Source organism: Oceanithermus profundus DSM 14977 (assembly GCF_000183745.1).
Lineage (GTDB): Bacteria > Deinococcota > Deinococci > Deinococcales > Marinithermaceae > Oceanithermus > Oceanithermus profundus.
In genome coordinates this window covers 649,890-674,159 of sequence record NC_014761.1, presented here as the reverse complement: position 1 = coordinate 674,159, position 24,270 = coordinate 649,890, and the positions used below count along the sequence as shown (strand labels likewise).

Below are 24,270 nucleotides of genomic sequence, written 5' to 3'. Positions count from 1 at the left end.
CCTCTACGGCGCCAAGCCGCCGCGCGCCTTCCGGGTATCATGGGTCCGTGGAGCTCGACCTCACCCTGCGCCCCGAGCGCCTCGACGACTACGTCGGCCAGGAGCGGCTCAAGGCCAAGCTGGCCGTCTACCTGCAGGCGGCGCGTCAGCGCGGCGAGCCGCTGGACCACCTGCTCCTCTTCGGCCCGCCGGGGCTGGGCAAGACCACGCTGGCCCACGTGATCGCCGCCGAGCTGGGGGTGAACATCCGCGTCACCTCGGGTCCGGCCATCGAAAAACCGGGCGACCTCGCGGCCATCCTCACCAACAGCCTGGAGGAGGGCGACGTCCTCTTCATCGACGAAATCCACCGCCTCAGCCGCACCGCCGAAGAGCACCTCTACCCGGCGATGGAGGACTTCAAGATCGACATCGTCATCGGCCAGGGGCCGGCGGCGCGGACGATCCGGCTCGACCTGCCGCGCTTCACCCTGATCGGGGCCACCACCCGCCCGGGGCTGATCTCGGGCCCCCTCCGGAGCCGCTTCGGCATCGTCGAGCACCTTGAGTTCTACAGCGAAGAGGAGCTGGCCCGGGGGGTGGAGCGCGACGCCCGGCTGATGGGCATCGCCGTCGAACGCGAGGCGGCGCTCGAGATCGGCCGCCGCAGCCGCGGCACCATGCGCGTGGCCAAACGCCTCTTCCGCCGGGTGCGCGACTACGCCGAGGTGGCCGGCGAGGAGGTGGTCTCGCTCGCCCGCACCCGCCAGGCCCTCGACGCGCTGGGGCTCGACGAGCTGGGGCTCGAGGCCCGCGACCGCCGCATCCTGGAGACGATGATCGTCAAGTTCGCGGGCGGCCCGGTGGGGCTCGAGACCCTGGCCACCGCCATGCACGAAGACCCGGCGACGCTGGAGGAGGTGCACGAACCCTACCTGATCCAGCTCGGCCTGATCCAGCGCACCCCGCGCGGGCGCGTGGCCACCGCGCGCGCCTACGAGCACCTGGGCCACCCCCCTCCCGAAGGGCCGCGGGGGCTGTTCGAGGACGCATGATCAAGGGCACGCTCACGGAACTCGACCTCGGCGAGCTGCTCAAGGCGCTGGAGGCCGCCAAGCGCTCGGCGATCGTCACCGTCAAGGCGCGCGAGGGCTGGGGGCGCATCCACCTGAACATCGGCCGCATGGTCTACGCCCGCACCGAGCCGGGGCCGCACCTGGGCGAGTACCTGGTGCGGCTCGGCTACGTGAGCCTCAAGGAGGTGCAGGACCTGGTGCTCTTGCAGCGCAACGAGAATCCGGGCACTCCCCTGGGGCAGCTGGCGCTCAGCCGCAAGATGATCACCGAGCAAGACCTGCGCGAGGCGCTCTTCTACCAGGTCATCGAGGCCATCGCCACCATGCTGGGCTGGAAGGAGGGCACCTTCGTCGCCGAGGGGGCCGACGAGAACGCCTCGCAGGTGCCGCTGCCGCACACCCTCGAGACCCGCGCCGCCGTGCTCGAGGCCGCACGCCGCCTCGACGAGTGGCACCGGGGCAGCGTCGAGCCCGACGAGGTGCTCGTCCTCGCCGGCGACCCCACCCGGCACTCGCTGCCGCGCGAGGCCTGGCAGCTGCTCGAGATCGCCGACGGCGCCCACCGCGCCCGCAGCCTCGCCGTCGAGGCGGGGCTGTCGGAGGAGCACGCCTTCCACCTGCTCTACGAGCTCAAGAGCCGCGGGCTGCTGCGCCCGGCGACGGTCGCCCCCGAGGACCCGCTCGTCCTCATCTGGGCCGAGTCGAGCCTGGTGCGACGGCTGCTCTTCGTGCTGCTCGAGCGCGAACGCTTCCGCACCCTGATCGCCCCAGACGCGCAGGGCGCCCTGCGCATGATCGAGCGCAAGCGCCCCTCGGCGGTCCTGATCGAGGGCGACCAGCTGCCCGAGCGGGTGCGCCAGGTGCGCGCCAGCGCCGCCGGTAAGTACGTGCCGCTCTGGATCGTCAGCGAGCAGCCCCCGCGCGGGCTCTGGGTGCGCAGCAACCGGGTCCAGCACATCCGCAAGCCCTTCGAGGAGGCCGACGTGCTCGAGGCCCTGGCGCCGCTGCGGCGTTCGATCTAGACCCAGAGGTCCACGAGCTCGAAACGGTCCACGTCCACCAGACCGCGATCGGTGAGCTTGAGGTGGGGGATCACCTCGAGCGGCAGGAAGGCCAGCTGCATGAAGGGGTCGCGCGAGCGCGCCCCCAGGCGCTCGCGGGTCCTGCGCAACAGGGCGTCCATCCGGGTATGCACGGCCTCAATGGGCTCGTCGGAGATCAGCCCCGCGATCGGCAGCGGCACCACGGCCAGCACCTCGTCCCCCAGCGCCGCCGCGTAGCCGCCGCCGGCCCGCGCCACCGCCTCCAGGGCGGTGCGCATCGAGGCGTCGTCCATCCCCGCCACCGTGAGGTTGTGGCTGTCGTGGCCCACGCTGCCGGCGATGGCGCCGCGCGCGAGCCCCAGCCCCTGCACGAAGCCGACCGCGCCCCCGCCGCCGTTGCCGTGGCGCTCGAGCACCGCCAGCTTGGCCAGGTCGCGCGCCGGGTCGGCCACGGCCAGGCCGCCCTCGACCCGGGGCTCAAGCCGCGCCTCGTCGGTGATCAGCTGCCCCTCGCGGGCCACGATCACCCGCAGCCGCCCGCCGCGGACGGGCACGGCCAGGTCGAGGCGGGCGAGGTCCACCGCCACGGTGCCGCGCACGGCCGCCTCGTCCGCCCGCGGCGCGTCCGAAAACAGCGCCCGGCCCTTCTCGGCCACCTTGCGGCCGCGGAACCAGACGGCGTGCGCCGCGAACCCCTCCAGGTCGTCGAAGGCCACCAAGTCGGCCCAGCGCCCCGGCGCCACCGCGCCGCGGTCGCGCAGCCCGAAGGCCTCGGCCGCGCTCAGGGTGGCCATGCGCAAAGCCAGCAGCGGGTCCACCCCGCCGGCCACCGCCCGGCGCAGCATGTGGTCCACGTGCCCCTCGCCCAAGAGCTCGGCGGGGTGGCGGTCGTCGGAGCAGAACGCCAGCCGCGGCGCCGTGGCCGGGTTCACCGCCGGGAGCAGGTCTTCGAGGTTGCGCGCCGCGGTGCCCTCGCGCAGGAAGACGTAGAGCCCCGCGGCCACCTTCTCCAGCGCCTCGTCCGGGGCCACCGACTCGTGGTCGGCCCAGGGGCCGGCGGCCACGTAGGCAGCGAGCGTCCTTCCCCGCACCCCCGGGGCGTGGCCGTCGATGGGCCGGCCGCGGAAGGCGAGCAGCTTCTCCACCGCGTCGTCCGCGGCGTTCACCGCTCCGGGCACGTTCATGAACTCGGCGAGGCCGAGCACCCGCGGGTGCTCCAGGAAGGGCAGCAGGTCGGCGGCGGCCAGCCGGGCGCCGCTCGAGGAAAGGTGCGAGGCGGGCACGCAGCTGGGCAGGTTGACGAGGACGTCGAGGGGCAGCCCCTCGCTGGCCTCGAGCAGGTAGCGGATGCCGGCGGCGCCGGCCACGTTGGCGATCTCGTGAGGGTCGCTGACCACCGTGGTGGTGCCGCGCGGCACCACCGCCCGCGCGTACTCCGCGGGGCGCACCATGCTCGACTCCAGGTGCACGTGGGCGTCGATCAGCCCCGGGGCCAGGTAGCGGCCCTCCAGGTCCTCGGTGCGCGGGCCCGAATAGTCGCCCACGCCGGCGATCCGTCCCTCCGCGAGGGCGACGTGCCCCTTGACCACGCGCCCGGTGAAGACGTCGACCACGCGCGCGTTCGCGAGCACCCGATCGGGCTCCACCTCGCCGCGCGCCACCGCTAGCAAACGCCGGTACGCCTGAGAATCCATGGCTAAGTATATCGGGGGCCGGGGTGAGGCCCGTGGGCGCGCCCGCTTTCATTTCCGCCGCCGCCGCTGTGCTAAGGTACGGCCGTGAAGGTGATCTTGCGCACGCCGCACAAGGAAGAACGCGAGCTGGCGGGGCCGATGACGGTGCGCGAACTGCTCGAGCAACTCGACGTGGACCCCGAGGGGGTGATCGTCGCCCGCGGTCGGGAGCTGCTCACCCTCGACGCGCGGGTGGAGGACGGCGACACCGTCGAGGTCATCCGCGCCATCTCCGGGGGCGGGGCGTGAACTGCTCGGTCTGCGGCGCCCCCGCGCAGGTGGAGGTGCGCCGGCGCAACCAGGCCTTTTGCGCGGAGCACTACCGCGCGTGGTTCGTGAATGAGACCCGGCGCAACATCAAACGCCACCGGATGATCCGGCCCGGCGACCGGATACTCGTCGCCGTGAGCGGCGGCAAGGACTCGCTGGTGCTCTGGGACACCCTCGCCCGCCTGGGCCACGCCGCCACCGGCTTTCACATCCAGCTCGGCATCGGCGACTACTCGCAGCGGGCGCTCGAGGCCACCCGCGCCTTCGCCGCCGCGCGCGGGCTCGAGCTGATCGTCGTGGACGTGCGCCAGAGCTTCGGCCTCACCATTCCCCAGCTCGCCCAGGCCACCGGCCGCGCCGCCTGCAGCGGCTGCGGCCTCTCCAAGCGCTACCTGATGAACCGCGTGGCCGAGGAAGAGGGCTTCAACGTCGTGGCCACCGGCCACAACCTCGACGACGAGGCCGCCACCCTGCTGGGCAACGTGAGCCACTGGCAGCTGGACGCGCTGGTGCGCCAGGGGCCGATGCTCGAGGGGCGCGAGGGGCTGGCCCGGCGCATCAAGCCGCTCTACACCTTCACCGAGCGCGAGGTGGCCGCCTACGCCTTCCTCGCCGGCATCGCGTACCAGCACGAGGAGTGCCCCCACGCCGAGGGGGCCAAGAGCCTGCTCTACAAGGACGTGCTGGGTCGGCTCGAGACCCGCATGCCCGGCACCAAGCAGGTCTTCCTCGAGCAGTACCTGAAGAAGGTGCAGCCGGTGCTGAAGGAGGGCCTCGCCGAGGGCGAGGTGGAGCTGCGCCGCTGCGAGCGCTGCGGCCAGGTCACCACCGGCGCGGTCTGCGCCCACTGCAAGCTGTGGGACCGCGCCTACGCGCGCGCCAAGAAACGGCGGCTCCTGCCCGAAGACCGCGGCTTCGACCCGCGGCCCAAGGTGGACCGCCTCAAACCCGCTAACGAAGCCTGACGCCGAAGCGCAGCTGATGGCCCGCGGCCTCCCCCGGCAGCTGGGGCGCGAAGACGCCCTGGTAGCCCAGCGTCCAGGCGAAGCAGCAGTCGTTGAGGGTGAGCTCGAGCCCCGCCCGGCTCACCCGGCCCCGCAGGAGGTCCCAGCCCAGCGAGGGCGCGAGCGTCCAGCCGCCGGCGCAGTCGGGAGCGGCCGGCCGGTAGGCGAGGCGCAGCTCGCTGTAGGCCGGGCTCCAGGCGGTGTCCCAGCCGCGCCGCCAGGCGAGCTCCAGCTCGCCCTCCGCGCGCGCCGCCGCAAGCGTCCAGCGCGCGTCGCCGCCGAGCGGCGCGCCCGCGCCGTCGCGGCGCTGCTCGTAGCGCCACCCGGCCGCTAGCGTCCCCCAGGCGGCGGCGTAGTCCAGGCGGACGGCGAAGGTGCGGTCCTCGCGGGCCACCGCGCCCGCGGCCAGGTCGTAGCGGACGGCGCGGCGGTAGCTCGCCGACGCCCGCAGCGCACGGCCCGCCTCGAAGCCCGCGCCCTCGCGCGCCGTGCGCGCCTCGTAGCCGTAGCGCGGGCGGCCGCGCACGCCGTAGGCCTCGGCCCAGAGGCGCGCCGCCTCCCCGTACCGCAGCTCGGCGCGCCCGCCGCCCCAGACGTAGGGGGCGGCGTCGGGGTAGAGGGCCAGCTGGTAGGGCAGCTCCAGCCGCAACTGCAGCGCCCCGAAGCGGCGGTCGGCGGCCACCAGCCGCCCGCCCGCGCCCGCAGCCAGCCCGGTCTGCTCCTCGTGGGCCAGCCGCGCGAAGGGGCGCAGCTGCAGCAGGCCCAGGTCGAACGACCGCGAAAGCGTGAACGCGGCCACGGACCGGTCCAGCCCCGGCGACCAGCCGATGCGGAAGTCGAGCGGGCCGTCGTTCAGGCGCACGTCGGGTTCGACCCGCGTGCGCCAGGCCGCGCCGTCCCAGGTGCGCGCCGGACGCAGGCCGAAGCGCAGCGTACGGCCGGCGGAGGCGTGCTCGACGGCGAAGCGCACGGCCTCGGTCTTGCCGACCGCCGGCGCGCCGCCCACGCCCTCGGCCAGGAGCGTCAGCCGCGTGCTCCAGCGCCCGAAGGCCTCGTCCGCAGCGGGCAGCGGCAACCCTTCGACGCCGAAGTTCCAGCCCGCGCCGTAGCTCAGGCGCAGCGGAAAACGCAGGTCGAGCGGCCGGTCCAGCTCGAGGCGCAACCGCTCGGGGCGCGCCACGGCGGCGCCGTAGAGCCGGAACGTGCCCTGCTGCAGGACGAGCTCGTCTTCCTGGAAGCGGAAGACGGCGCGGCGGGCGGCGAGCTCCAGTGCGCTGCCGCACTTGCAGGGGGTGCTCCGCACCTCCTCGGCCACGAAGACCTCGCCCTCGAGCCGTCCGCGCGCGGCCCGGAAGCGGTAGCGCGGGGTGCGGGCGTCGAGCGCCTCAAGCGCGAGCCGCCCGCCCGCGAAGCGCGCCCGCTCGGCCCGCACCACCGCGTCGCCGCGCTCGAAGACGGCCGCCTCGAGCACCAGCGCCTCCCCCTCCCCCACCAAGCGCGGAGCGCGAAAGGCCCACCCCGCGAAGCTCCCGGAAACCGCCTCGGCGCGCAGCGCCCCCGCGGCGCGGTCGTAGACGATCCGCGCCGCGGTCATCGCCGCGCCGCCCGCCTCCAGGCAGGCGCCCTCAGAAAACGTCAGGACGTCGCCGTCGAGCTCGAACTGCGCGCCCCCCAGCACCGCCGGGGGGCGTTCCAGCTCGAGCACCACGTCGGCGTCCGCGCAGGGCCCCGCCCAGGCCAGGCCCGCCGCGAGGAAGAGCCCCAGGAAGGCGCGCCGCGGGTTCACGCCGCCATTCTACGGGTTCGCCGCCGCCCGGGCCCGCTGAGCGAAGGCCAGCAGCCGCGCGCCCACCTCGGGCGCAACCTTGCTGCTCGCCCGCACCGCGCCGGTCTCGGCGTCGAACCTGAGGTAGAGCGGCTTCTCGGGGTTCTTGCCCGAAAGCGTCACCCCCAGCGCCGCGTCGCGGTAGCGGTAAGGCGCGAGCAAGAGCGCCTCGCCGCTGCGGTAGTCGCTGACCATCGCCCGCGCCTCCAGCTCGGGGCTCATCGCCCGCACCCCGTCCTCGAGCACGGCCACCCCGTCGCCGAGGAAGATCCAGGCGCGCCGCGCCTCCAGCGCCTTGACCTGGGGGGTGTCGAGGACGACGCCGCCCTCGAGGAGCACCCGGTCCTCGGGCAGCTCGTAGCGCAGCTGTTCGGCCGCGAAGCGCACCTTCCCCGCCTCGCTCTTGGCCTTGCGCGCGAGCACGTAGACGTCCTCCTTGTACTCGACGTACTCGGCGTCGATGCTCAGGTCGTTGGCGTTGTCGCGGATTACGCCGCCCTGGGGCAGCGTCGTCACCCCGGTGGCCAGGTCGAAGACCTGGTCGCCGTAGGGCTCGATCGAGAGCGCGGCGAACCTGGCCGCGGCCAGCAGGACCAACAACGGGAAGAGCAGCCCGGCGCGTTTCATGGCCCCAGCCTACCGGGCGGCCGCGTGAAGGGCGTGAAACCAAGGTAAAGCCGGGCCGAAGCCCGGCTCGGACGACGTTCACGCGGGGTCAGACGAGGCCGGCGATCGCCGTTTGCAGCCAGTCGAGCACCGGCTGCGGCCAGACCCCCAGGGCCACCACGGCCAGCGCCAACAGCACCACCAGGCTGAGGGCGGTGGGCGAGAAGTCCAGGGCGGGCGCCCCCTCCGCCGGCGCGTCCAGGAAGACCGCGGCCAGCACCCGGAAGTAGAAGTAGTAGCCGAAGACGACCATCACCACGGCCACCACCAGCGCCGCCCACGCCCCCGCCTGCGCCAGCGCCGCGAAGACGTAGATCTTGGCGAGGAAGCCCGCGAGCAGCGGCACCCCCGCCAGGGAAAGCACGAAGACGGCGACGAGCACGCCCACGAGGGCGTTGCGGCGGCCCAGCCCTTTCCAGGCCTCGAGCGTGGAGGGCAGCCCCCCGGCCTCGAGCGCCTCGAGCACGAAGAATAGGCCCAGGCTGGTGACGATGTAGGCGACCAGGTAGTAGCCCACCGCGGTGAAGCCGGTCAACGAGGCGGTGGAGAGCGCCAGGCCGAGAAAACCCATGTGCACGATGGTGGAGTAGGCGAGGAGCCGCTTCAGGTCGGTCTGCAAGAGCGCCCAGAGGCTGCCGAGCACCACCGAGACCAGGGCGAGGCCGCCGATCCAGCCGGCCACCACCGAACCCGCGCCGCCGAAGGCGCGGGCGAGCAGGACCGCCAGCCCCAGCGCCAGCGCGGTCTTGGGCGCGGTGCTGAGGAAGCCGGCCATCAGCGGGAAGGAACCCTGGTAGGCGTCGGGCGCCCAGGCGTGGAAGGGCACCCAGGCGAGTTTGAATCCCAACCCCACGAGCATCAGCGCCAGACCGCCCAGGGCCAGCCCGCTGGTCTGGTAGGCGAGGCCGGCGGCGATGCCGCCGTAACCCAGGCTGCCCGTTTCGGCGTAGACGAGGGCCATGCCGAAGAGCAGCAGCGCCGAGCCCACGGAGCCCAGCATCATGTACTTGGCCGCGGCCTCGGTGCCGAAGCGGCGCTCGCGGTCGTAGCCCACGAGCACGTAGGTCGCGTAGGCGGAGAGCTCGAGCGCCAGGTAGAAGATCAGCAGGTGCGCCGAGCCCACGAGCAGAATCCCGCCGAGCACCCCCCACATCACCAGCGCGTGCACCTCGCCGCTGCCCAGGGCGAAACCGCCCCCGCGGATCGTCGCCCCGGCGGCGACGAGCAGCCCCACCAGGCTGAGGAGGACGATCGACGCGGCCGTGAGCGGCCCCAGGGTGACGGCCCCGAAGAGCACCCCCGACTCCTGGCCCGCGAGCAGGCCCAGGAGCAGGGCGACGCCGAAGACGGTGCCGCTGATCGCCCCGATGGCCGCGGGGCGGTCGTCGAAGTTGGGGGCCAGGAGGGCCAGCACCAGCCCCCCGAAGGCGAGCAGAACGATGACCGCGAGCGTCATTTCAGCACCTCCTGCACCAGGGTGAGCAGGGGCTGGACCCCCGCGTCGATCCAGGGCGTGAGCGCCGCCGGAACCAGGCCGAGGAGCACCGCGAGGAAGACGAGCGGCGCCGCCGCGGCCACCTCGACGGGGTTCAGGTCGTCGAGCGCCCCCTCGGCCTTGCCCAGGAGCACCCGCTGGATCGTCCACAGCATGGCGCCGGCGAGGATGACGATCCCGAAGACCGCGACCCAGACGTAGGGCCGGGTCACGTCGGCCAGGAAGCCGCCCCAGAGGCTCTGGAACTCACCCAAAAAGCCCGCCAGGCCGGGGAGGCCAAGCCCCCCGAGGAGGGCCAGCCAGAGGACGCCGCCGAGGATGGGCGCGGCGTTGTAGACGCCCTTCATCGCCGCGATCTCGCGGGTGTGGGTGCGGTCGGCCAGCAGGCCGACCATCAGAAACATCAGGCCGGTGATCACGCCGTGGGCCACCATCTGGTAGACCGCGCCGTGCAACCCCACCGCGGTCATCGAGGCGATGCCCAGCAGCACGTAACCCATGTGGTTCACCGAGGAGTTGGCGATCAGGCGCTTGAGGTCGCGCTGGGCCAGGGTGACGTAGGCGCCGTAGACGATGGAGACGAGGGCGACCGCGGCGAGCAGGTTCGCGAAGCGCTCGAGCTCGCCCGGGAAGAGCGCCAGGTTGAAGCGGATGAGGCCGTAGCCGCCCATCTTGAGGAGCAGCCCCGCCAGGAAGATCGAGCCCGCGGTGGGGGCCTGGGTGTGCGCGTGCGGCAGCCAGGTGTGCAGCGGCACCGCCGGCAGCTTGATGAGGAAGGCGAGGGCGAAGCCCCAGAAGAGCCAGCCCGCCGCCGGCAAGAGCGCCAGGTAGCCGGCTGCGCTCACCAGGTCCAGGTAGTCGAAGCTGACCTTGCCCAGCGCCGGCGCGGCCAGGTAGGCCGTGGCCAGCATCGCCGCCAGCATGAAGACCGAGCCCACCAGCGAGTAGATCAGGAACTTGACCGCCGCGTAGCGCCGCTGCTCGTAGCCCCACAGCGCGATCATGAAGTACATCGGCACCAGCACGAGCTCGAAGAAGACGAAGAAGACGATCAGGTCCAGCGCCGCGAAGACGCCCACCAAGGCGCCCTGCAAGAGCAGCATCAGGGCGAAGAAGCCCTTCTCGGTCTTGCGCCAGCTGGCGAGCACGCTCACCGCGGTGAGCAGCGGGGTGAGGGCCACGAAGGGCAGGCTCAGCCCGTCGAGGCCCACGTGGAAGCTGGACCCCACGAGCGGCAGCCAGGCAAGCTTGAACTCGCTGACGAAGCCGCCGAACGAAACCGGGTAGGCCACGTAGACCCCGAGGCTCGCGATCAGCGTGAAGAGCGCGACGCCCAGAGCGGTGCGCTTCGCCGCCTCGGCCCGCGGGTCGTCGAGCAGGCCCACGAAAGCCGCGGCCACGATGGGAAGGAAGATCAGGATCAGGGTCACCGCACACCTCCCACGTAGAGCGCCAGCGCGCCCAGCAGCATGTAGAGCGCGTAGACCGCGAAGCGGCCGCTTTGCAGGTGGCGCAGGAAGGACGAGGCCACCAGGCTCAGGTAGCCGACCAGGTCGACCAAGGCGTCCACCACGTAGCGATCGAAGAGCTCGAGCGCGTAGGTGGGCGCCTGCGCCAGCGCGCCCAGCACCCGGTAGTAGAACTCGTCGAGGTAGAGCCGGCGCTGCAGCGCCGCGGTGAGCCAGACCGGCGCGCGCTGGCGCAGCGGGTCGGCGGCGTACCAGTAGACCGCCAGCCCCGCGCCCGCCAGGGCGACGAGCGTCCCGGTCACGTACCCGCCCATCAGCTTGGCCGCGGGCAGCAGCTCGGGCGCCTCACCCCAGTAGAGGAGGGTGAGCAGGCCGTAGCCGAAGACCGGGCTGCCCCAGAACCCCACGACCAGGCTCAGCACCGCCAGGGCCAGCAGCGCGGTGATCATCTCGGCGCCCGACTCATGGGGGTGGTGCCCCTCGGGCGGGCTGGGGTCGGGCTCCGCCTCGCCGGCGCCCAGGTTGAGCCAGGGCGCGCCCTGGGTCCAGGCCGCCGCCTTCCAGGGGCTCGGCATCGCCGGCTTGTGGAAGGCGATCACGATCATGCGGGTGGTGTAGAAGGCGGTGAAGAAGGCCGCGGTGAGCCCCACCAGCCAGAGGAAGCGGGCGTGCTCCTCGGCGGCGTGGAGGATCAGGTCCTTCGACCAGAAGCCGGCGAAGGGCGGGATCCCCATCAGCGCCAGCGCCCCGACGAGGAAGGTCCAGTAGGTCCAGGGCATGTACTTCTTGAGCCGGTCCATCTCGAAGATGTCCTGGGTCTTCGCCCCGTGGATCATCGAACCGGAGCCGAGGAACAAGAGCGCCTTGAAGAAGGCGTGGGCCAGCAGGTGGAACATCGCCGCCGCCCAGCCGAAGACGCCCAGCCCCAGGAACATGTAGCCGAGCTGGCTGACCGTGGACCAGGCCAGGATCTTCTTCACGTCGGCGAAGGCCGGCGCCAGCACCGCGGCGAAGAGCGCGGTGAGCGCGCCCACCCAGGCCACCACCCAGAGCACCTCGCCGTGGATGAGCAGCGGGTAGAAGCGGCCGGTCAGGTAGACGCCCGCGGCCACCATCGTCGCCGCGTGGATCATCGCGCTGACCGGCGTGGGGCCCTCCATGGCGTCCAGAAGCCAGACGTGCAGCGGGAACTGGGCGCTCTTGCCCATCGCCGCCACGAAGACGAGCAGGCCCACCGCCGCCGCGGCGCCGGTCCCGATCAGGGCCAGGGTCTGCTCGCTCGCCAGGTCGGCGAGGTCGAAGTTGCCGACGAGCAGATAAAGCCAGAAGAGGCCGAGCATGAAGCCCAGGTCGGCCAGTTTGGTGGTGATGAAGGCCTTCTTCTGCGCCTGCCGGGCGGTCTTCTTCTTGTAGAGGAAGCCGATCAGCAGGTAGCTCATCAGCCCCATGACCTCCCAGGCGAGGAGCGAGTGGAAGAAGTTGCCCGCCAGCACGAAGGCCAGCATGGCGGCGCTGAAGAGCTGCAGGTAGGCGAAGAAGGTGGGGTAGCGCTCCTCGCCGTGCATGTAGCCGATCGAGAAGAGGTGGATGAAGAGCGAGGCCAGCGCCACCATCGCGGTGACGACCGCGGCCAGCGCGTCGATGTAGATGACGAGGGGAATGCCGGCCTCGCCGCGGATGGCCAGCCAGGTCCACTCGAGCCGGAAGGGGAAGTCGGGCGAGCCCGCCTTGGCCAGGGCCTCCTCGTTGTTGCCGCCCAGCAGCGCGGCGAGGTCCCATCCCGGCGCGGCGAGGATCACGTCCCGCAAAAGCCCCAGCGAGAGCACCGCCACGACGGCCATCACCGCGGTGGCGATCCAGCCCGAGCTCCGACCCGGCAGCGAGCGCCCGAAGAGGACGAGCAGCACGAACCCCAGCGCGGGCAGCAGCGGAATCCAGTAGCTTAGTTCAACGTAGCTCACGTTCGCCTCCTTATCCGCGCATCTCGCCGATGGCGTCGTCGGTGACGGCGCCGTGGGTGCGGTAGACGTTCAAGAGGATCGCGAAGCCGATGGAAAGCTCGGCCGCGGCCACCACGATGATGAAGAGCGCGAAGACCTGCCCCGCAAAGAGGCTGGGGTCGCGGAAGGCGGCCACGCTGGCGAAGGCCAGGGCCGCGGCGTTGAGCAGGATCTCGACCGACATCAGCACCGCGATCAGGTTGCGGCGCGTGAGCACGCCGTAGAACCCGATGGCCATCAGGAGGCCGGAAAGCAGGAGGAAGTGTCCGAGCGTCACCATCAGCCGGCCCTCCTCCGGGCGAGAACGATCGCGCCCACCATGGCGAGCAGCAGCAGCACCGAGGCCACCTCGAAGGGCAGCAGCGCCGCCTGCAGCAGGTTGACGCCCAGCGCCTCGGGGCTGACCGGGGTGATCTGGCCGTCCCCGTGGCCGACGTTGCCCTTGAAGAAGACGAGGGCCGCGGCGGCGGCCAGCAGGCCGGCGACGATCTGCCAGCTCCGCGGTCCCGCGCTCGCGCGCGACTGGGTCATCATGATGATAAACAACGTCATAATCGGGATCGCCGAGGCGTTGACCATGAACTGGATGGCCGCCAGCGCCGGCGAGCCCAGGAGCAGGTAGAGCCCCGCGATCAGGAAGAAGGTGATCGCCAGGCTCAGGGCGGCGCGCACCATGCTGGCCGTCGTGACCGCAAGGATCGCGAAGACGAGCACGAAGGCCGCCAGGGCGTAGAACGCGGTCAGGCTCACGAGTCCACCTCCTCGGCCGGTTTCAGGATCTCGGCCAGGCCCCCGGGCTGCATCTCCGGCGGCGCCTTCTCGATGCGTCCGTCCTCGGTGCGGATCTCCACGCCGAACTTGGGGCTGTACCACTGCCGCGCCCGGCGCGCCTGCTCGTGCAGGAAGTCGACGTCCGCCTTGAGCGTCTGCAGGTCGTAGGTGGACATCTCGAAGTCCTGGATCGTCACGATCGAGCTGACCGGGCAGGCCTCCACGCAGGCGGCGCAGTACATGCAGTTGACCAGGTCGATGTCGAAGCGGTCGATGAGGAAGCCCTTGCCCTCGGGGTTGCGGTGGCGCTCGATGGTGATCACCTGCGCCGGACAGGCGCGCTCGCACTGCAGGCAGACGATGCAGCGCTCCGAGCCGTCCTCGTTCTCCACGAGCGCCAGCGACTGCACCGAGACCGGGGGCAGGTCGGGCTTGACGTAGGGGTAGAACTCGGTGGGCGCCTCCTCGTAGACGCGCTTGTGCACCGTGGCCATCCCGGTACCGATGGCCTTCACGGCTTGCCAGACTTCTTGAAGCAGGCTCATCTTACCTCCAGATCAGGCGCAGGTAGGCCGCCAGTACCAGTCCAAAGAGGGCCAGGGGGATCATCGCCTTCCAGGCGAACTCCATGAGTTGGTCGTCGCGGTAGCGCGGCAGGGTGGCGCGGATCCAGAGGAAGATCCAGACCCAGACCGCGGTCTTGGCGGTGAAGTAGAGGCTCTCGAGCGCGCCCGCCGCCAGGCTGCCGGGCTCGAGCCCGAAGAGCGGTCCGTGCCAGCCGCCGAAGAAGAAGACGACGATCAACGCCGGCAGCAGGAAGAGCTCGACGAACTCCGCCAGGAAGAAGAACGCGAAGCTCATGCCCGAGTACTCCACGTTGTAACCGGCGATCAGCTCGGACTCGGCCTCGGGGAAGTCGAAGGGGATGTGCTTGAGCTCGGCCAGGCTGGCGATCACGTAGAGCACGAAGGGCAGCGCCAGCGGCAGGAAGTTCCAAAGCCCCAGCTGGGCGTCCACGATGCCGCCCAGGGAGAGCGTGCCGCTCCAGACGGCGACGGTCAGGAAGACGAGGGCCAGCGGGATCTCGTAGCTGACCATCTGCGCGCCGGCGCGCAGCGCGCCGATCAGGGCCCACTTGTTGCCCGAGGAGACGCCGCCCAGGAGCACCCCGTAGGCGCTGAGGGTGGAGACCGCGATCAGGTAGATGAGCCCCACGTTGGTGTCGGCCAGCACCCAGCCGGAGGCGAAGGGGATGACGGCGAACATGGCGAAGCTGGCCACGAAGGTGATCGCGGGCGCGAGCCGGAAGGTGAGGACGTCGGCGGCTGCGGGGACGAAGTCCTCCTTGGCCAGCAGCTTGAGCGCGTCGAAGACGGTCTGGATGCCGCCGGCGGGGCCGTAGTGCATGGGGCCGTAGCGTTCCTGCACCTTGCCCAGGTACTTGCGCAGCAGCAGGATGAGGAGCAACGCGATGACCGCCGAGAGCAGGAAGAGCAGCACCACCTGCAGGGTGCGCATCAGCACGAAGCCCCAGCCGCTGTCCCAGCCCAGCGCTCCGAACAGCGCCGGCACGCCGGCGTAGGTGCCGATGACGATTAGCCAAAAGACGAAGACGTACGCGGAATAGACCGTGCGTTCAAGCCAGGGCCGGCTCTTCTGGGGGTCGTACCCGAGCAGGCGCGGGCGGAAGTGCCGGTCTTCGGGAATGGGGATCTGGCTCACCGGTGCACCTCCTATCGGTCGATCTCCCCGAAGACGGGGTCGAGGGACGCCAGGATCGCGATGGCGTCGGAGAACTTGGCGCCCACGAAGAGGTCGGGGACGATCTGCAGGTTCGAGAAGGCCGCCCCCCGGTGCTTGACCCGGTAGGGCTTGTCGGTGCCGTCGGAGACGACGAGCACGCCCAGCTCACCGCGGCTGTTCTCGACCGCGCGGTAGCGCTCGCCCGCCGGGGGCTTGATGCGGGCCGGCGCCTTGCCCTTGTAGGGCCCGGTCTTGGGGGTGAGCTCCACCAGCTGCCGCAGGATGCGGATCGACTGGTACATCTCCTGGAACCGCACCCAGAAGCGGGCGTAGGTGTCGCCGTCCGGCGAGGTGGGAATCTCGAACTCGACGTCGGGGTAGGCGTCGTAGGGGAAGGCCTTGCGCACGTCGTAGGCCACCCCGCTGGCGCGCAGCACCGGGCCGCTGACGCCGCGGGCGATGGCGCGTTCCTTGCTGAGCACGCCCACGCCGATCGTGCGCGCGTGCACCACCGGGCTCTCGAGCACCAGGTGCTCGTAGTCCACCATGCGCCGCTCCATGTGGTCGAGGAAGTCGGCCACGTCCTTGAAGAAGTCGGGGTGGACGTCGCGGCGGACGCCGCCGAAGGTGTAGTAGTTGGGCAGCATGCGCGCGCCCGCGGTCTTCTCGACGATCCCCAGGATGATCTCGCGGTCCCAGAAGGTGTAGAGGAAGGGCGAGATCGCACCCAGGTCGAGCATCGCCGTCCCCATCCAGACCAGGTGGCTGGCGAGGCGGTAGAGCTCGAAGAACATGGTGCGGATCTTCTTGGCCCGGTCGGGCACCTCGATGCCCAGCATGTCCTCCACCGCCAGCACGAAGGGCAGCTCGTTCTGCGTGCCCGAGACGTAGTCCATGCGGTCGGTGTAGGCGATCACCATCGGGTAGGTGCGGGCCTCTTCGATCTTCTCGTGGTTGCGGTGCAGGTAGCCGATGTGCGGGACCGCGCGGGTGATGCGCTCGCCCTCGAGCCCCAGGACCACCCGCAGCACGCCGTGGGTGGCCGGGTGCTGCGGCCCCATGTTGACGATCATCTCGTCGCTGCGGCCGGGCACCGGTTCCAGGCTCATCGTGCTCACGAGGCCTCACCTCCTTCGTTCGCCTCGCCCGTTTCCTCGGGTTCGGGCGGCGGGGGCGGCGCCCAGGGTTCGGGGTCGGGCCAGGGTTTCGGCTCCCAGCCGGGCACGGGGTAGCCGCCGGTGTCGTAGCGCTTCAGCAGGGGGTGCAGCGCCCACTCGTCCTCGAGGAGGATGCGCCGCAGGTCGGGATGCCCCTCGAAGCGGAGGCCCAGCATGTCGTAGGCCTCGCGCTCGTACCACTCGACGCCCGGCCAGAGGTCGGTCACCGAGGGCACGACGGGGTTGTCGTAGGGCACGTCGGTGCGCACCGTCACCTTGGCCAGGTCCTTCATCCGCGTCAGCTGCAGGGTGACGCGCAGACCGTAGCCCATGTCGATGCCGCTGATCGCGCGGGGGAAGTCGTACCCCTCGGCCGCGAGCCGCTCGCACAGCGCCCGGTAGTCCTCGGGGTGGACCGTGTAGACGTCCTCGTCGTAGAGGCGTTCCTGCTTCATCCTCGCTTCCACGGCCACCTCCTAGAGCACCGGCAGACGCCCGTCCTTGCCGGGTTCGGCCAGGACGTCGTAGTCGGTGGGAATCGCACGGGGCTTCTTGTAACGCAGCTCGCGGTCGGCGATCTTGTCGCGCAGCAACAAGAGCGCCTGCAACAGCGCCTCGGGCCGCGGCGGGCAGCCGGGGATGTAGACGTCCACCGGCACGATCTTGTCCACCCCTTCGACGACCGAGTAGCCCTGGCGGAAGGGCCCGCCCTGGTTGGCGCAGGCGCCCATCGAGATGACCCACTTGGGCTCGGCCATCTGGTCGTAGAGGCGGCGCAGGCGTTTCGCCAGCTTCTTGTTGACCGTGCCGGAGACGATCATCACGTCGGCCTGCCGCGGGGTGTTGCGGAAGAACATCCCGAAGCGGTCGGCGTCGATCTTCGGATCCCAGGTGGCCATCATCTCGATGGCGCAGCAGGCGATGCCGAAGGTGAGCGGCCACATGCTGCGGCTGCGCGCCATGTTGATCAGGTCGTCCAGCGTTCCCAAGATGATGTCGCGCGGTCGTTCGTCCGAACCTAGTAGACCCACTTGAGCACCCCCCTCCGCCAGGCGTACACCAGCCCCATCGCCAGGATGCCGATGAAGACCACCGCCTCGAAGAAGCCCAGCCAGCCCAGCTTGTCGTACGCCACCGCCCACGGGAAGAGCAGCGCGGCCTCGACGTCGAAGAGCAGGAAGAGCAGCGCGAAGATGTAGTAGTTCACGTTGAACCGTAGGTTGACGTCGCCGATGGGTATCTCCCCGGACTCGTAGGCGTCGAGCTTGCCCGGCGGTTTCGGGCGCACCCCGACCAGCAAGCGGGCGATCCCGATCGTCACGAAGACGATGGCAAGGCCGACGAGGAAGAAGACGATCGCGGTGATCCCCGCCTGCAGTTCCGTTAGGTAGTCCACGGCTTGCCCCCTTTCCGCTCCGGATCGGAGCACACTCCGCCATTCTTACACTTCTCAGGCGCTAGCGGCTAGGGACGCGTTTACCATCGAATCTGGAACCGCTGCGTTCTCACCCGCGTTCTGGCTATAATCGCGGGAGATGCGCGCCCTCGCCCTCCTCTTACTGGCGCTGTCCAGCCTCGCCTGGGCCGGCCCCGACTGGATGCGTTGGGCGGCCCACAACGAGGAGGGGTTCACCCGTTTCGTCTTCGAGCTGCCGCTCGGCACCGCCTACGCGACCGAGCGCAGCGGCGCGTTGGTGCGGGTGCGGCTGGGGTTGAACGTGGAGGCCCCCGAGACGCTGCGCACCGACGACCCCGCCGTCGAGCGGGTGGAATTGCAGCCCTCCGCGGAGGGCACCGAGGTGCGCCTCTACCTGCGCCCCGGAGCGACGGCGAAGAAACCCTTCGTGCTCGAGGGCCCCGAAGGCCGCTTCCGGCTGGTGATCGACGTGCTGCAACCCGAGGCGGGCGGCACCGCGCCGCCGCCCAAACCGCAGCCGCTGGCGCCGGTGGTGGTCATCGATCCGGGCCACGGCGGACCCGATCCTGGAACCGTCGGCTACGTGAAGGAAAAGGTCGTCACCCTCGACATCGCGCTGCGCGTGAAGAAGATCCTGGAGGCGAAGGGGATCGAGGTGGTGCTCACCCGCGACGGCGACTACGACCTCGCCCCCAAGTCCGTCAAGGACTTCGACGAGCGCAAGCTGCTCGACCTCAACCAGCGGGCCAAGATGACGAACGGCAACCGCAACCTCTTCGTCTCCATCCACGTCAACTCGGCCGAACGCCCCGCCCGCGGCATCGAGGTCTACTACCTGGGCAAAACCCTGGACCCGCGCACCCTGGCGCTGGCCATCGCCGAGAACGGCGGCGGGGAGCTCGGTGAAAAGCTCACCCAGAAGGCCGAGAGCACGGCCGAGGCGGCGCTCGCGGACCTGATCGCCCAGGGGAACCTGCAGTTCTCGGCCCGGCTGGCGGACGACATCCTCGAACAGCTGATCGCGCGCACCGGCACCAAGAACCGCGGGGTGCACTCAGCCCCCTTCTACGTGCTGCGCTACGCCCGCATCCCCGCGGTGCTCGTGGAGGTGGGCTTCGCCAACCACCCCACCGAGGGCCGCCTGCTCGCCCGCGCGGACTACCGCCAGAAGCTGGCCGAGGGCATCGCCGCGGGCATCCTCGAGATGCTCGGCAACGGCGCCTACGCCGCCGCCGGCCGCTAACGGCGGCGTGTAGCATGGAGGCATGGACACCGAGCTCGCCAAGTACATCGACCACACCCTGCTAAAACCCACGGCCACGCCGGCCGATATCGAACGCCTCTGCCGCGAGGCCGACGAGCACTACTTCTACGCCGTCTGCGTCAACCCCGCCTTCGTGCCCGCCGCCAAGAAGGCCCTGGGGGCGAGCCCCGTGCGCGTCGCGGCGGTGATCGGCTTTCCCCTGGGCGCGAACGCGTCCCAGATCAAGGCCGCCGAGGCGGCGCTCGCCGTGAGCCAGGGCGCCGACGAGCTCGACATGGTCATCCCCGTGGGCCGGGCGCTCGCAGGCGACTGGGACGCGGTCGCCGCCGACGTGCGGGCGGTGCGCGAGGCCGCCCCGGGCGCGGTCCTCAAGGTGATCCTCGAGACCGGCTACCTCGACGAGGCACAGATCCGCCGGTCCGCCGAGGCGGCGCTCGCCGGCGGGGCCGACTTCCTCAAGACCTCGACCGGGTTCGGGCCCCGCGGGGCCAGCATCGAAGACGTCCGGCTGCTGGCCGAGGTGGCCGGCGGCCGGGCCAAGGTCAAGGCCGCCGGCGGCATCCGCACCCGCGAGGACGCCTGGAAGATGATCGAGGCGGGCGCGAGCCGCCTGGGAACCTCGAGCGGCGTGGCGCTGGTCGAGGGCGGGGAGAGCCGGGGCTATTAAGCCGCCGCCGCGTCCCAAGCCCAAACCCGCCTGGCTGGGGTACGCCCTCCTCGTCTTGCTGGCGGGGATCGCGCTGTGGCAACAGCGCAGCGGCTACACCAACCCGCCGCCGCCGGGCGAGGTGCGGCCGCAGGTCTACTTCCTGCCCGAGGACGAGGAACGGGCCGTCGAGGCGCTGGGCCGCGCCCTGGCCCGCAGCGAACGCACCGTCGACCTGGCCCTTCTGACCCTGAACGACACCCGCCTCGGCTACCTGCTGGCGCAGACCGCCGCCCGCGGCGTGCGGGTCCGGATCTTCAGCGAGCGCGAGCACCGCGAGGACACGTTGACCACACTGCTCGCGGGCTCCCGCGGACAGACCGCGGGCCGGCCCCGGGTGCGCCGGGACGAAGCCTACGCCCAGGTGCGGCGCACCTCCGAAAACTGCGAGCGGCTCGCGGGCGTGGACCTCTGCTACGACGACCGCCCGGGGCTGATGCACGACAAATTCGCGGTCCTCGACGCCCGGGAGGTGTGGACGGGGAGCACCAACTGGAGCTACAACGGCCTGCACAAGAACGACAACGACCTGCTCGTCCTCACCGGCGAACCGGCGGCGCGCCTCTACCACGCGGCCTTCGCCGCGCTTTGGCGGCGCAAGCCCCGACCCCCGGCGCCGGCGACGCTGGAGCTCGACGGCGGCGGCCGCCTGAGCGTCTTCTTCAGCCCCGGCTACGGGGAGGCGGCCCTCGAGCGGATCGTGCGCGAACTCGACGCCGCCGAGCGCGAGGTCTGGGTGGCCGCCTTCGTGCTCACCCATCCGCGCGTCCTGGAAGCACTGAACGCCGCGGCGCGGCGCGGGGTCGAGGTGCGGGTGCTGCTCGAGCGCCGCAACCTGCCCGATTCGCGCGAGGAGGCGCTGGGCCCCCGGGTGGAGGTGCGCGAGGACGCCAACCCCGCGGCCATGCACCTGAAGACGATCGTCATCGACGAACGCACCGTCGTCACCGGTTCGTTCAACTTCACGCGCTCCGCGGTCAGCCGCAACGACGAGAACCTGCTGGTTCTCACCCACCCTCAGCTCGCGCGGCGGTACAAAGAAAAGGTATGGCAAGCGTGGCGACGAGCCGGCCCGTGATCGTGCTGGCCTCCGGCAGCCCGCGGCGGCGCGAACTGCTGGCGCGGCTGGGCCTGCCGCACCGGGTGGCGCCGCCCCGGGTGGACGAGTCGGTCGCCCCCGGCGAAGACCCCGCCGACGCCGCCCGCCGCCTGGCCCAGCTCAAGGCGCGCAACGCCTCCGGGGCGTGGGTGGTGGCCGCCGACACCGTCGTCGCGGTCGACGGCCGGGTCCTAGGCAAACCGCGGGACCCGGCCGAGAACCGCAGATTCCTGGAGCTGCTTTCTGGACGCGACCACTGGGTGCACACCGGCCTGGCCCTGCGGGCCCCGACCGGGGAGACGGCGCTGGTCAGCAGCACCCGGGTGCGCTTCCGCGACCTCGCGGACTGGGAGATCGAGGCCTACGCCGCCAGCGGCGAAGGCCTCGACAAAGCCGGCGGCTACGGCATCCAGGAAAAGGGCATGGTCCTGGTCGAGGCGGTCGAGGGCGACTTCTTCACGGTGATGGGACTGCCCGTCGCCCGGCTGTGGCAGGCGCTGGCCCGGCTCGGCTACCCGCTCACGGAGGTCTGGGATGCTTAGGCTCGTCTACCTGGGGTACGTGCTGCTGGCGCTGGCGCTCTCGGCGCTGACCGCGAACTTCGCGCCCCAGCTCCCGGGCGAGGTCTCGGCGCGGATCGCGCCGCTGTTCGGCCTCGGCCACCGCGCCGCGCAGAACCTGCGCGCTGCGGCGACCACGCTGCTCGACCGCCGCAACCTGCGGCACGAGAACCGCCTGCTGGCCGAGGAGGTCGCCTGGCTCAAGGAGAGCAACCTCGAGCTCAAGGTCGAGCTCGAGCGCCTGCGCCGGGCGCTGGCGGTGCGCGAGGCCCAGGCCCCGGGCGTGGTGGCCATCGCCCCGGTCATCACCGAGGACACCTCGGGCCTCTACCGGCGCCTCATCCTGGGCCTCGGCGAGGCCGACGGGCTTTCGGTCGGCATGCCGGTGACCAGCCCCAACGGGCTGGTGGGGGTGATCATCGAGACCACCCCCCACCGCGCGGTGGTCCGCACCGTGGTGGACCCCGAATCCCGCGTCGGGGTGCGCCCCGAGGGCAACCCCGGCCGCGGCATCGCCGTGGGCGAGCCGCCGGCGGGGCTGCGCGTCGAGCTGCCGGTGGAGACGCAGATCGCCGTCGGCGACCTGCTCGTCACCGGTTCGCTGCAAGGGCTCTTCCCCGAGGGCATCCCCGTGGCGCGGGTCACGCGCATCCTCCCGCGCGCGCCCGGGGCGCTGCGCAAGGTGGTGCGCGCCGAGCCGCTCGTCAAGTTCGGCCTGCTCGAAGAAGTGGTGGTGTTGGGGAAGCTATGAACGCGCTCGTGCTGGTCTTCTTCTCGCTGGTTCTGCAGGCCCTGCTCTCGGGGTTGCTGCCCGACCGGGTCAGCCCCCCGGACCTCTGGTTCCTGCTGGCGGTGGTGCTGGCGAGCCGCCAGAACCCCTACGCCGGCCTCGCCACCGCCTTTGGCCTGGGCCTCCTCCAGGACCTCAGCTCGGCCGGCTACCTGGGCTTCCACGCCCTGGGGCTCACCACCGCCGCCTACGCTTTCTACGGCCTGCGGGGCTGGCTCCACTGGGAGGAACCGGCGGCGCGGATGGTCGTCCTGGCCCTCGCCTTCCTCGCCAAGTGGGGCGGCTTCCTGATCCTGGTCTACTGGATGCGCTACACCACGCTGCCGGCGAGCACCTGGGTGCAGGTCTTCGCCCCGGAGCTGGTCCTCACCCTGCTCGTCGCCCCCTTCTACCTGCGGCTCGCGGAAGCGCTCCTCGGTCCGGGGGAAGAGGCCTATGCCTGAACGGGTCCGGCTGCTGCTCGCCCTGGTCTACTTCGTCCTCCTGCTCCTCGTGGGGCGGCTGGTGCAGCTGCAGGTCTTCGAGCACGGCAAGTACGCCACCCTGGCCAAGGGCAACCACCAGCGCACGGAGACGATCCCCGCTCCGCGGGGGCGCATCTTTGACCGCAACGGCACCCCCATCGCCGCCAACCGCATCGCCGTGGACCTCTACTACCGCGGCGGCCCGGTGCGCTTCGCCTCGCGGATCCTGACGATCCTGGGGCTCGAGCGCCTGCCCGAGGTCCCCGAGGGCGAGGAAGAGGTCGTGCTCGCGGCCAACCTGCCCGACGAATGGGTGCCCACGCTCGCGGAGCTGACCGCGGGCCAGCCCAACCTGCGCCTGGAAGAGCGCATCGAGCGTTACTACCCCAACCCCATCGCGGGCCCGGTGATCGGCTACGTGCAGGGGCCCACCGCCGCGGACCTGAAGCGCGGTTACGAGCGCGGCGACCTGGTGGGTCGGGCCGGGCTGGAAGCGGCGCTCGAGGAGACGCTGCGCGGCCGGCGCGGGCTCAAGCTCGTCGAGGTCGACGTCCGCGGCGAGGTGCTGCGGGAACAGGTGCTCGCCCCGCCGGTGCCCGGCCGCGACGTGCGCCTGACCCTCGACCTCAACCTGCAGCGCGCCGCCGAGCGGGCGCTGGCCGAGGCGCTCGACGACCTGAACGCCGGCCGCAAGAAGCTGGGCCTGCCCCCCGACCCCGTGGCCCGGGGGGCGATCGTGGCCGTGGACCCCACGACCGGCGAGGTGCTGGCCATGGCCACCGCCCCCGCCTACGACCCCAACCTGTTCACGCGGCGCCCCACCCCGGCCTCGGAGATCCGCGCCCTGCAAAACGACCCCGCCCTGCCGCTGCTCAACCGCGCGGTCCAGGCCTACACGCCGGGTTCGACCTTCAAGCCCGTTACCGCCAGCGCCCTGCTGGAGGCGGGGCTGGTGAACCCCGCCACCACCTTCCGCTGCCTTCCCTCGATCCGCTTCGGCGGGCAGACGCGCCGCAACTGGTCGCCGCGGGACATGGGACCGATGAAGGTCACGGACGCGCTGGCCTACAGCTGCAACACCTGGTTCTACCAGGCGGTGATCGAGGCGGGCCCCGTGGAGACCGTGGACGTGATCGCCGATCGGGCCCGCGCCCTGGGCCTGGGGGCGCCGACGGGGCTCGAAATCGCCGAGAAGCGCGGCCTGGTGCCGGACAGGGCCTGGAAGCGGGAACGCTTCGGCGAACCCTGGTACCCGGGCGAGACCCTCTCGGTGGCCATCGGTCAGGGCGCGGTGCTGGCCACGCCGGTGCAGGTCGCGCGCATGCTTGCGCTGGTGGCCACCGCGGGGCGCACCCCGCCGCTCCACCTGGTGCAGGGGGCCGCGCCCGCACCCGCGCGCGTGCGCGGACGTTACTGGCGGGTGGTGCAGGAGGGCCTGCGCGAGACCGTGACCGAGGGCACCGCCTCGTTCCGGCTCAAGGACTTCCCGGTGCCAACAGCCGGGAAAACCGGGACCGCCGAGACCCCCGGCAAGAAGGCCGGCTACGAGCACGCCTGGTACATGGGCTACGGGCCCTACCCCATAGACGGCGGCAGCCCCTACCCGCCCCTGGCGGTGGTCGCCTTCTTCGAGAACGCCGGGGAGGGCAGCCGCGTCGCCCTGCCGGCGGTCAAGAAGGTCATGGCCGCCTACTGGAAGGTGCCGGCCCCGGTCGCCCGCACGTCCGGCCCGTGACATA

The 24,270-nt window shown here is 71.5% G+C and carries 25 protein-coding genes; 11 read left to right on the top strand and 14 right to left on the bottom strand.

All coding sequences use genetic code 11. From position 1 onward, the window contains the following. Window positions 1-47 precede the first annotated feature (47 nt). Window positions 48-1,034 (top strand): Holliday junction branch migration DNA helicase RuvB, encoded by a 987-nt coding sequence (gene ruvB, locus OCEPR_RS03385; protein WP_013457300.1) that lies wholly within the window; start codon window positions 48-50, stop codon window positions 1,032-1,034. Next, window positions 1,031-2,077 (top strand): DUF4388 domain-containing protein, encoded by a 1,047-nt coding sequence (locus OCEPR_RS03380; protein ID WP_013457299.1) that lies wholly within the window; start codon window positions 1,031-1,033, stop codon window positions 2,075-2,077. The genes ruvB and OCEPR_RS03380 overlap by 4 nt, the downstream gene beginning before the upstream one ends. Here OCEPR_RS03380 and ade read toward each other — a convergent pair. Beyond that, window positions 2,074-3,792: an adenine deaminase gene (gene ade / locus OCEPR_RS03375; RefSeq protein WP_013457298.1), complete on the bottom strand. Its 1,719-nt coding sequence runs from the start codon at window positions 3,790-3,792 to the stop codon at window positions 2,074-2,076. The two genes, OCEPR_RS03380 and ade, sit on opposite strands and share 4 nt — an antisense overlap. A gap of 84 nt (window positions 3,793-3,876) precedes the next feature. On the opposite strand from ade, the gene thiS reads away from it, so the two are divergent. Both thiS and OCEPR_RS03365 read left to right on the top strand, forming a co-directional pair. Further along, entirely contained in the window at window positions 3,877-4,080 is a 204-nt protein-coding gene (thiS, locus tag OCEPR_RS03370) for a sulfur carrier protein ThiS (RefSeq protein WP_013457297.1), read from the top strand. Next, window positions 4,077-5,066, top strand: coding sequence for a TIGR00269 family protein (locus tag OCEPR_RS03365; RefSeq protein WP_013457296.1), 990 nt, complete (start codon window positions 4,077-4,079; stop codon window positions 5,064-5,066). Before thiS ends, OCEPR_RS03365 begins: the two co-directional genes overlap by 4 nt. On the opposite strand, the gene OCEPR_RS03360 is transcribed toward OCEPR_RS03365, so the two are convergent. The 13 genes from OCEPR_RS03360 to OCEPR_RS13120 all read right to left on the bottom strand — a co-directional run bounded on the left by OCEPR_RS03360 (window position 5,053) and on the right by OCEPR_RS13120 (window position 17,627). Beyond that, window positions 5,053-6,891 carry a hypothetical protein gene (locus OCEPR_RS03360; protein WP_013457295.1) on the bottom strand — a complete coding sequence of 613 codons (1,839 nt, stop codon included), beginning with the start codon at window positions 6,889-6,891 and terminating at the stop codon, window positions 5,053-5,055. The two genes, OCEPR_RS03365 and OCEPR_RS03360, sit on opposite strands and share 14 nt — an antisense overlap. A 9-nt stretch (window positions 6,892-6,900) precedes the next feature. Continuing rightward, a complete protein-coding gene (locus OCEPR_RS03355; RefSeq protein ID WP_013457294.1) occupies window positions 6,901-7,557 on the bottom strand; it encodes a hypothetical protein in 657 nt (218 codons plus the stop codon). Between the two features lie 88 nt (window positions 7,558-7,645). Further along, window positions 7,646-9,052, bottom strand: a complete 1,407-nt coding sequence (locus OCEPR_RS03350) for an NADH-quinone oxidoreductase subunit N (protein ID WP_013457293.1) — start codon at window positions 9,050-9,052, stop codon at window positions 7,646-7,648. After that, window positions 9,049-10,521: a complex I subunit 4 family protein gene (locus tag OCEPR_RS03345; protein ID WP_013457292.1), complete on the bottom strand. Its 1,473-nt coding sequence runs from the start codon at window positions 10,519-10,521 to the stop codon at window positions 9,049-9,051. Before OCEPR_RS03345 ends, OCEPR_RS03350 begins: the two co-directional genes overlap by 4 nt. Beyond that, entirely contained in the window at window positions 10,518-12,521 is a 2,004-nt protein-coding gene (locus OCEPR_RS03340) for an NADH-quinone oxidoreductase subunit 5 family protein (protein ID WP_013457291.1), read from the bottom strand. Before OCEPR_RS03340 ends, OCEPR_RS03345 begins: the two co-directional genes overlap by 4 nt. A gap of 10 nt (window positions 12,522-12,531) precedes the next feature. Next, the gene (nuoK, locus tag OCEPR_RS03335; RefSeq protein WP_013457290.1) at window positions 12,532-12,840 is read right to left on the bottom strand and encodes an NADH-quinone oxidoreductase subunit NuoK; all 309 of its coding nucleotides are present in this window, start codon (window positions 12,838-12,840) and stop codon (window positions 12,532-12,534) included. Continuing rightward, a complete protein-coding gene (locus OCEPR_RS03330; protein WP_013457289.1) occupies window positions 12,840-13,310 on the bottom strand; it encodes an NADH-quinone oxidoreductase subunit J family protein in 471 nt (156 codons plus the stop codon). Before OCEPR_RS03330 ends, nuoK begins: the two co-directional genes overlap by 1 nt. Beyond that, window positions 13,307-13,876, bottom strand: a complete 570-nt coding sequence (locus OCEPR_RS12220; protein WP_013457288.1) for a 4Fe-4S dicluster domain-containing protein — start codon at window positions 13,874-13,876, stop codon at window positions 13,307-13,309. Before OCEPR_RS12220 ends, OCEPR_RS03330 begins: the two co-directional genes overlap by 4 nt. Before the next feature lies 1 nt (window position 13,877). Next, a complete protein-coding gene (nuoH, locus tag OCEPR_RS03320) occupies window positions 13,878-15,053 on the bottom strand; it encodes an NADH-quinone oxidoreductase subunit NuoH (RefSeq protein ID WP_013457287.1) in 1,176 nt (391 codons plus the stop codon). Between the two features lie 11 nt (window positions 15,054-15,064). Further along, window positions 15,065-16,183 carry an NADH-quinone oxidoreductase subunit D gene (locus OCEPR_RS03315; RefSeq protein WP_041554510.1) on the bottom strand — a complete coding sequence of 373 codons (1,119 nt, stop codon included), beginning with the start codon at window positions 16,181-16,183 and terminating at the stop codon, window positions 15,065-15,067. A 5-nt stretch (window positions 16,184-16,188) separates the two neighbouring features. Further along, window positions 16,189-16,698, bottom strand: a complete 510-nt coding sequence (locus tag OCEPR_RS12215; protein WP_013457285.1) for an NADH-quinone oxidoreductase subunit C — start codon at window positions 16,696-16,698, stop codon at window positions 16,189-16,191. Window positions 16,699-16,707: 9 nt separating this feature from the next. Further along, window positions 16,708-17,262 carry an NADH-quinone oxidoreductase subunit B gene (locus tag OCEPR_RS13125; RefSeq protein WP_013457284.1) on the bottom strand — a complete coding sequence of 185 codons (555 nt, stop codon included), beginning with the start codon at window positions 17,260-17,262 and terminating at the stop codon, window positions 16,708-16,710. Then, complete coding sequence (locus OCEPR_RS13120) at window positions 17,250-17,627, bottom strand: NADH-quinone oxidoreductase subunit A (RefSeq protein WP_013457283.1); 378 nt, start codon at window positions 17,625-17,627, stop codon at window positions 17,250-17,252. The genes OCEPR_RS13125 and OCEPR_RS13120 overlap by 13 nt, the downstream gene beginning before the upstream one ends. 139 nt (window positions 17,628-17,766) lie before the next feature. Here OCEPR_RS13120 and OCEPR_RS03295 point away from each other — a divergent pair, with 139 nt between their 5' ends. Genes OCEPR_RS03295 through OCEPR_RS03265 form a run of 7 tightly spaced genes read left to right on the top strand, consistent with a single transcriptional unit; the run spans window position 17,767 to window position 24,266 of the window. Beyond that, the gene (locus OCEPR_RS03295; protein ID WP_013457282.1) at window positions 17,767-18,891 is read left to right on the top strand and encodes an N-acetylmuramoyl-L-alanine amidase family protein; all 1,125 of its coding nucleotides are present in this window, start codon (window positions 17,767-17,769) and stop codon (window positions 18,889-18,891) included. A 22-nt stretch (window positions 18,892-18,913) separates the two neighbouring features. Continuing rightward, window positions 18,914-19,579, top strand: coding sequence for a deoxyribose-phosphate aldolase (gene deoC / locus OCEPR_RS03290; protein ID WP_013457281.1), 666 nt, complete (start codon window positions 18,914-18,916; stop codon window positions 19,577-19,579). Window positions 19,580-19,634: 55 nt separating this feature from the next. Beyond that, complete coding sequence (locus OCEPR_RS03285) at window positions 19,635-20,696, top strand: phospholipase D-like domain-containing protein (RefSeq protein ID WP_013457280.1); 1,062 nt, start codon at window positions 19,635-19,637, stop codon at window positions 20,694-20,696. Beyond that, complete coding sequence (locus OCEPR_RS03280) at window positions 20,675-21,259, top strand: Maf family protein (RefSeq protein ID WP_041554504.1); 585 nt, start codon at window positions 20,675-20,677, stop codon at window positions 21,257-21,259. The genes OCEPR_RS03285 and OCEPR_RS03280 overlap by 22 nt, the downstream gene beginning before the upstream one ends. Beyond that, complete coding sequence (gene mreC, locus OCEPR_RS03275) at window positions 21,252-22,028, top strand: rod shape-determining protein MreC (RefSeq protein ID WP_013457278.1); 777 nt, start codon at window positions 21,252-21,254, stop codon at window positions 22,026-22,028. Before OCEPR_RS03280 ends, mreC begins: the two co-directional genes overlap by 8 nt. Continuing rightward, the gene (gene mreD, locus OCEPR_RS03270) at window positions 22,025-22,510 is read left to right on the top strand and encodes a rod shape-determining protein MreD (protein ID WP_013457277.1); all 486 of its coding nucleotides are present in this window, start codon (window positions 22,025-22,027) and stop codon (window positions 22,508-22,510) included. The genes mreC and mreD overlap by 4 nt, the downstream gene beginning before the upstream one ends. Next, a complete protein-coding gene (locus tag OCEPR_RS03265; RefSeq protein ID WP_013457276.1) occupies window positions 22,503-24,266 on the top strand; it encodes a penicillin-binding transpeptidase domain-containing protein in 1,764 nt (587 codons plus the stop codon). Before mreD ends, OCEPR_RS03265 begins: the two co-directional genes overlap by 8 nt. The last annotated feature ends 4 nt before the right edge of the window (window positions 24,267-24,270 follow it).

What these genes read in the sequence shown, in the direction of transcription:
- OCEPR_RS03380 (WP_013457299.1), top strand. Translation starts at nt 1,031, where the DNA reads ATGATCAAGGGCACGCTCACGGAACTCGACCTCGGCGAGCTGCTCAAG.
- OCEPR_RS12220 (WP_013457288.1), bottom strand. Translation starts at nt 13,876, where the DNA reads ATGAGCCTGCTTCAAGAAGTCTGGCAAGCCGTGAAGGCCATCGGTACC.
- deoC (WP_013457281.1), top strand. Translation starts at nt 18,914, where the DNA reads ATGGACACCGAGCTCGCCAAGTACATCGACCACACCCTGCTAAAACCC.
- OCEPR_RS03315 (WP_041554510.1), bottom strand. Translation starts at nt 16,183, where the DNA reads ATGAGCCTGGAACCGGTGCCCGGCCGCAGCGACGAGATGATCGTCAAC.
- OCEPR_RS03350 (WP_013457293.1), bottom strand. Translation starts at nt 9,052, where the DNA reads ATGACGCTCGCGGTCATCGTTCTGCTCGCCTTCGGGGGGCTGGTGCTG.
- OCEPR_RS03355 (WP_013457294.1), bottom strand. Translation starts at nt 7,557, where the DNA reads ATGAAACGCGCCGGGCTGCTCTTCCCGTTGTTGGTCCTGCTGGCCGCG.
- mreC (WP_013457278.1), top strand. Translation starts at nt 21,252, where the DNA reads ATGCTTAGGCTCGTCTACCTGGGGTACGTGCTGCTGGCGCTGGCGCTC.
- nuoK (WP_013457290.1), bottom strand. Translation starts at nt 12,840, where the DNA reads ATGGTGACGCTCGGACACTTCCTCCTGCTTTCCGGCCTCCTGATGGCC.
- mreD (WP_013457277.1), top strand. Translation starts at nt 22,025, where the DNA reads ATGAACGCGCTCGTGCTGGTCTTCTTCTCGCTGGTTCTGCAGGCCCTG.
- OCEPR_RS03295 (WP_013457282.1), top strand. Translation starts at nt 17,767, where the DNA reads ATGCGCGCCCTCGCCCTCCTCTTACTGGCGCTGTCCAGCCTCGCCTGG.
- ade (WP_013457298.1), bottom strand. Translation starts at nt 3,792, where the DNA reads ATGGATTCTCAGGCGTACCGGCGTTTGCTAGCGGTGGCGCGCGGCGAG.
- OCEPR_RS03265 (WP_013457276.1), top strand. Translation starts at nt 22,503, where the DNA reads ATGCCTGAACGGGTCCGGCTGCTGCTCGCCCTGGTCTACTTCGTCCTC.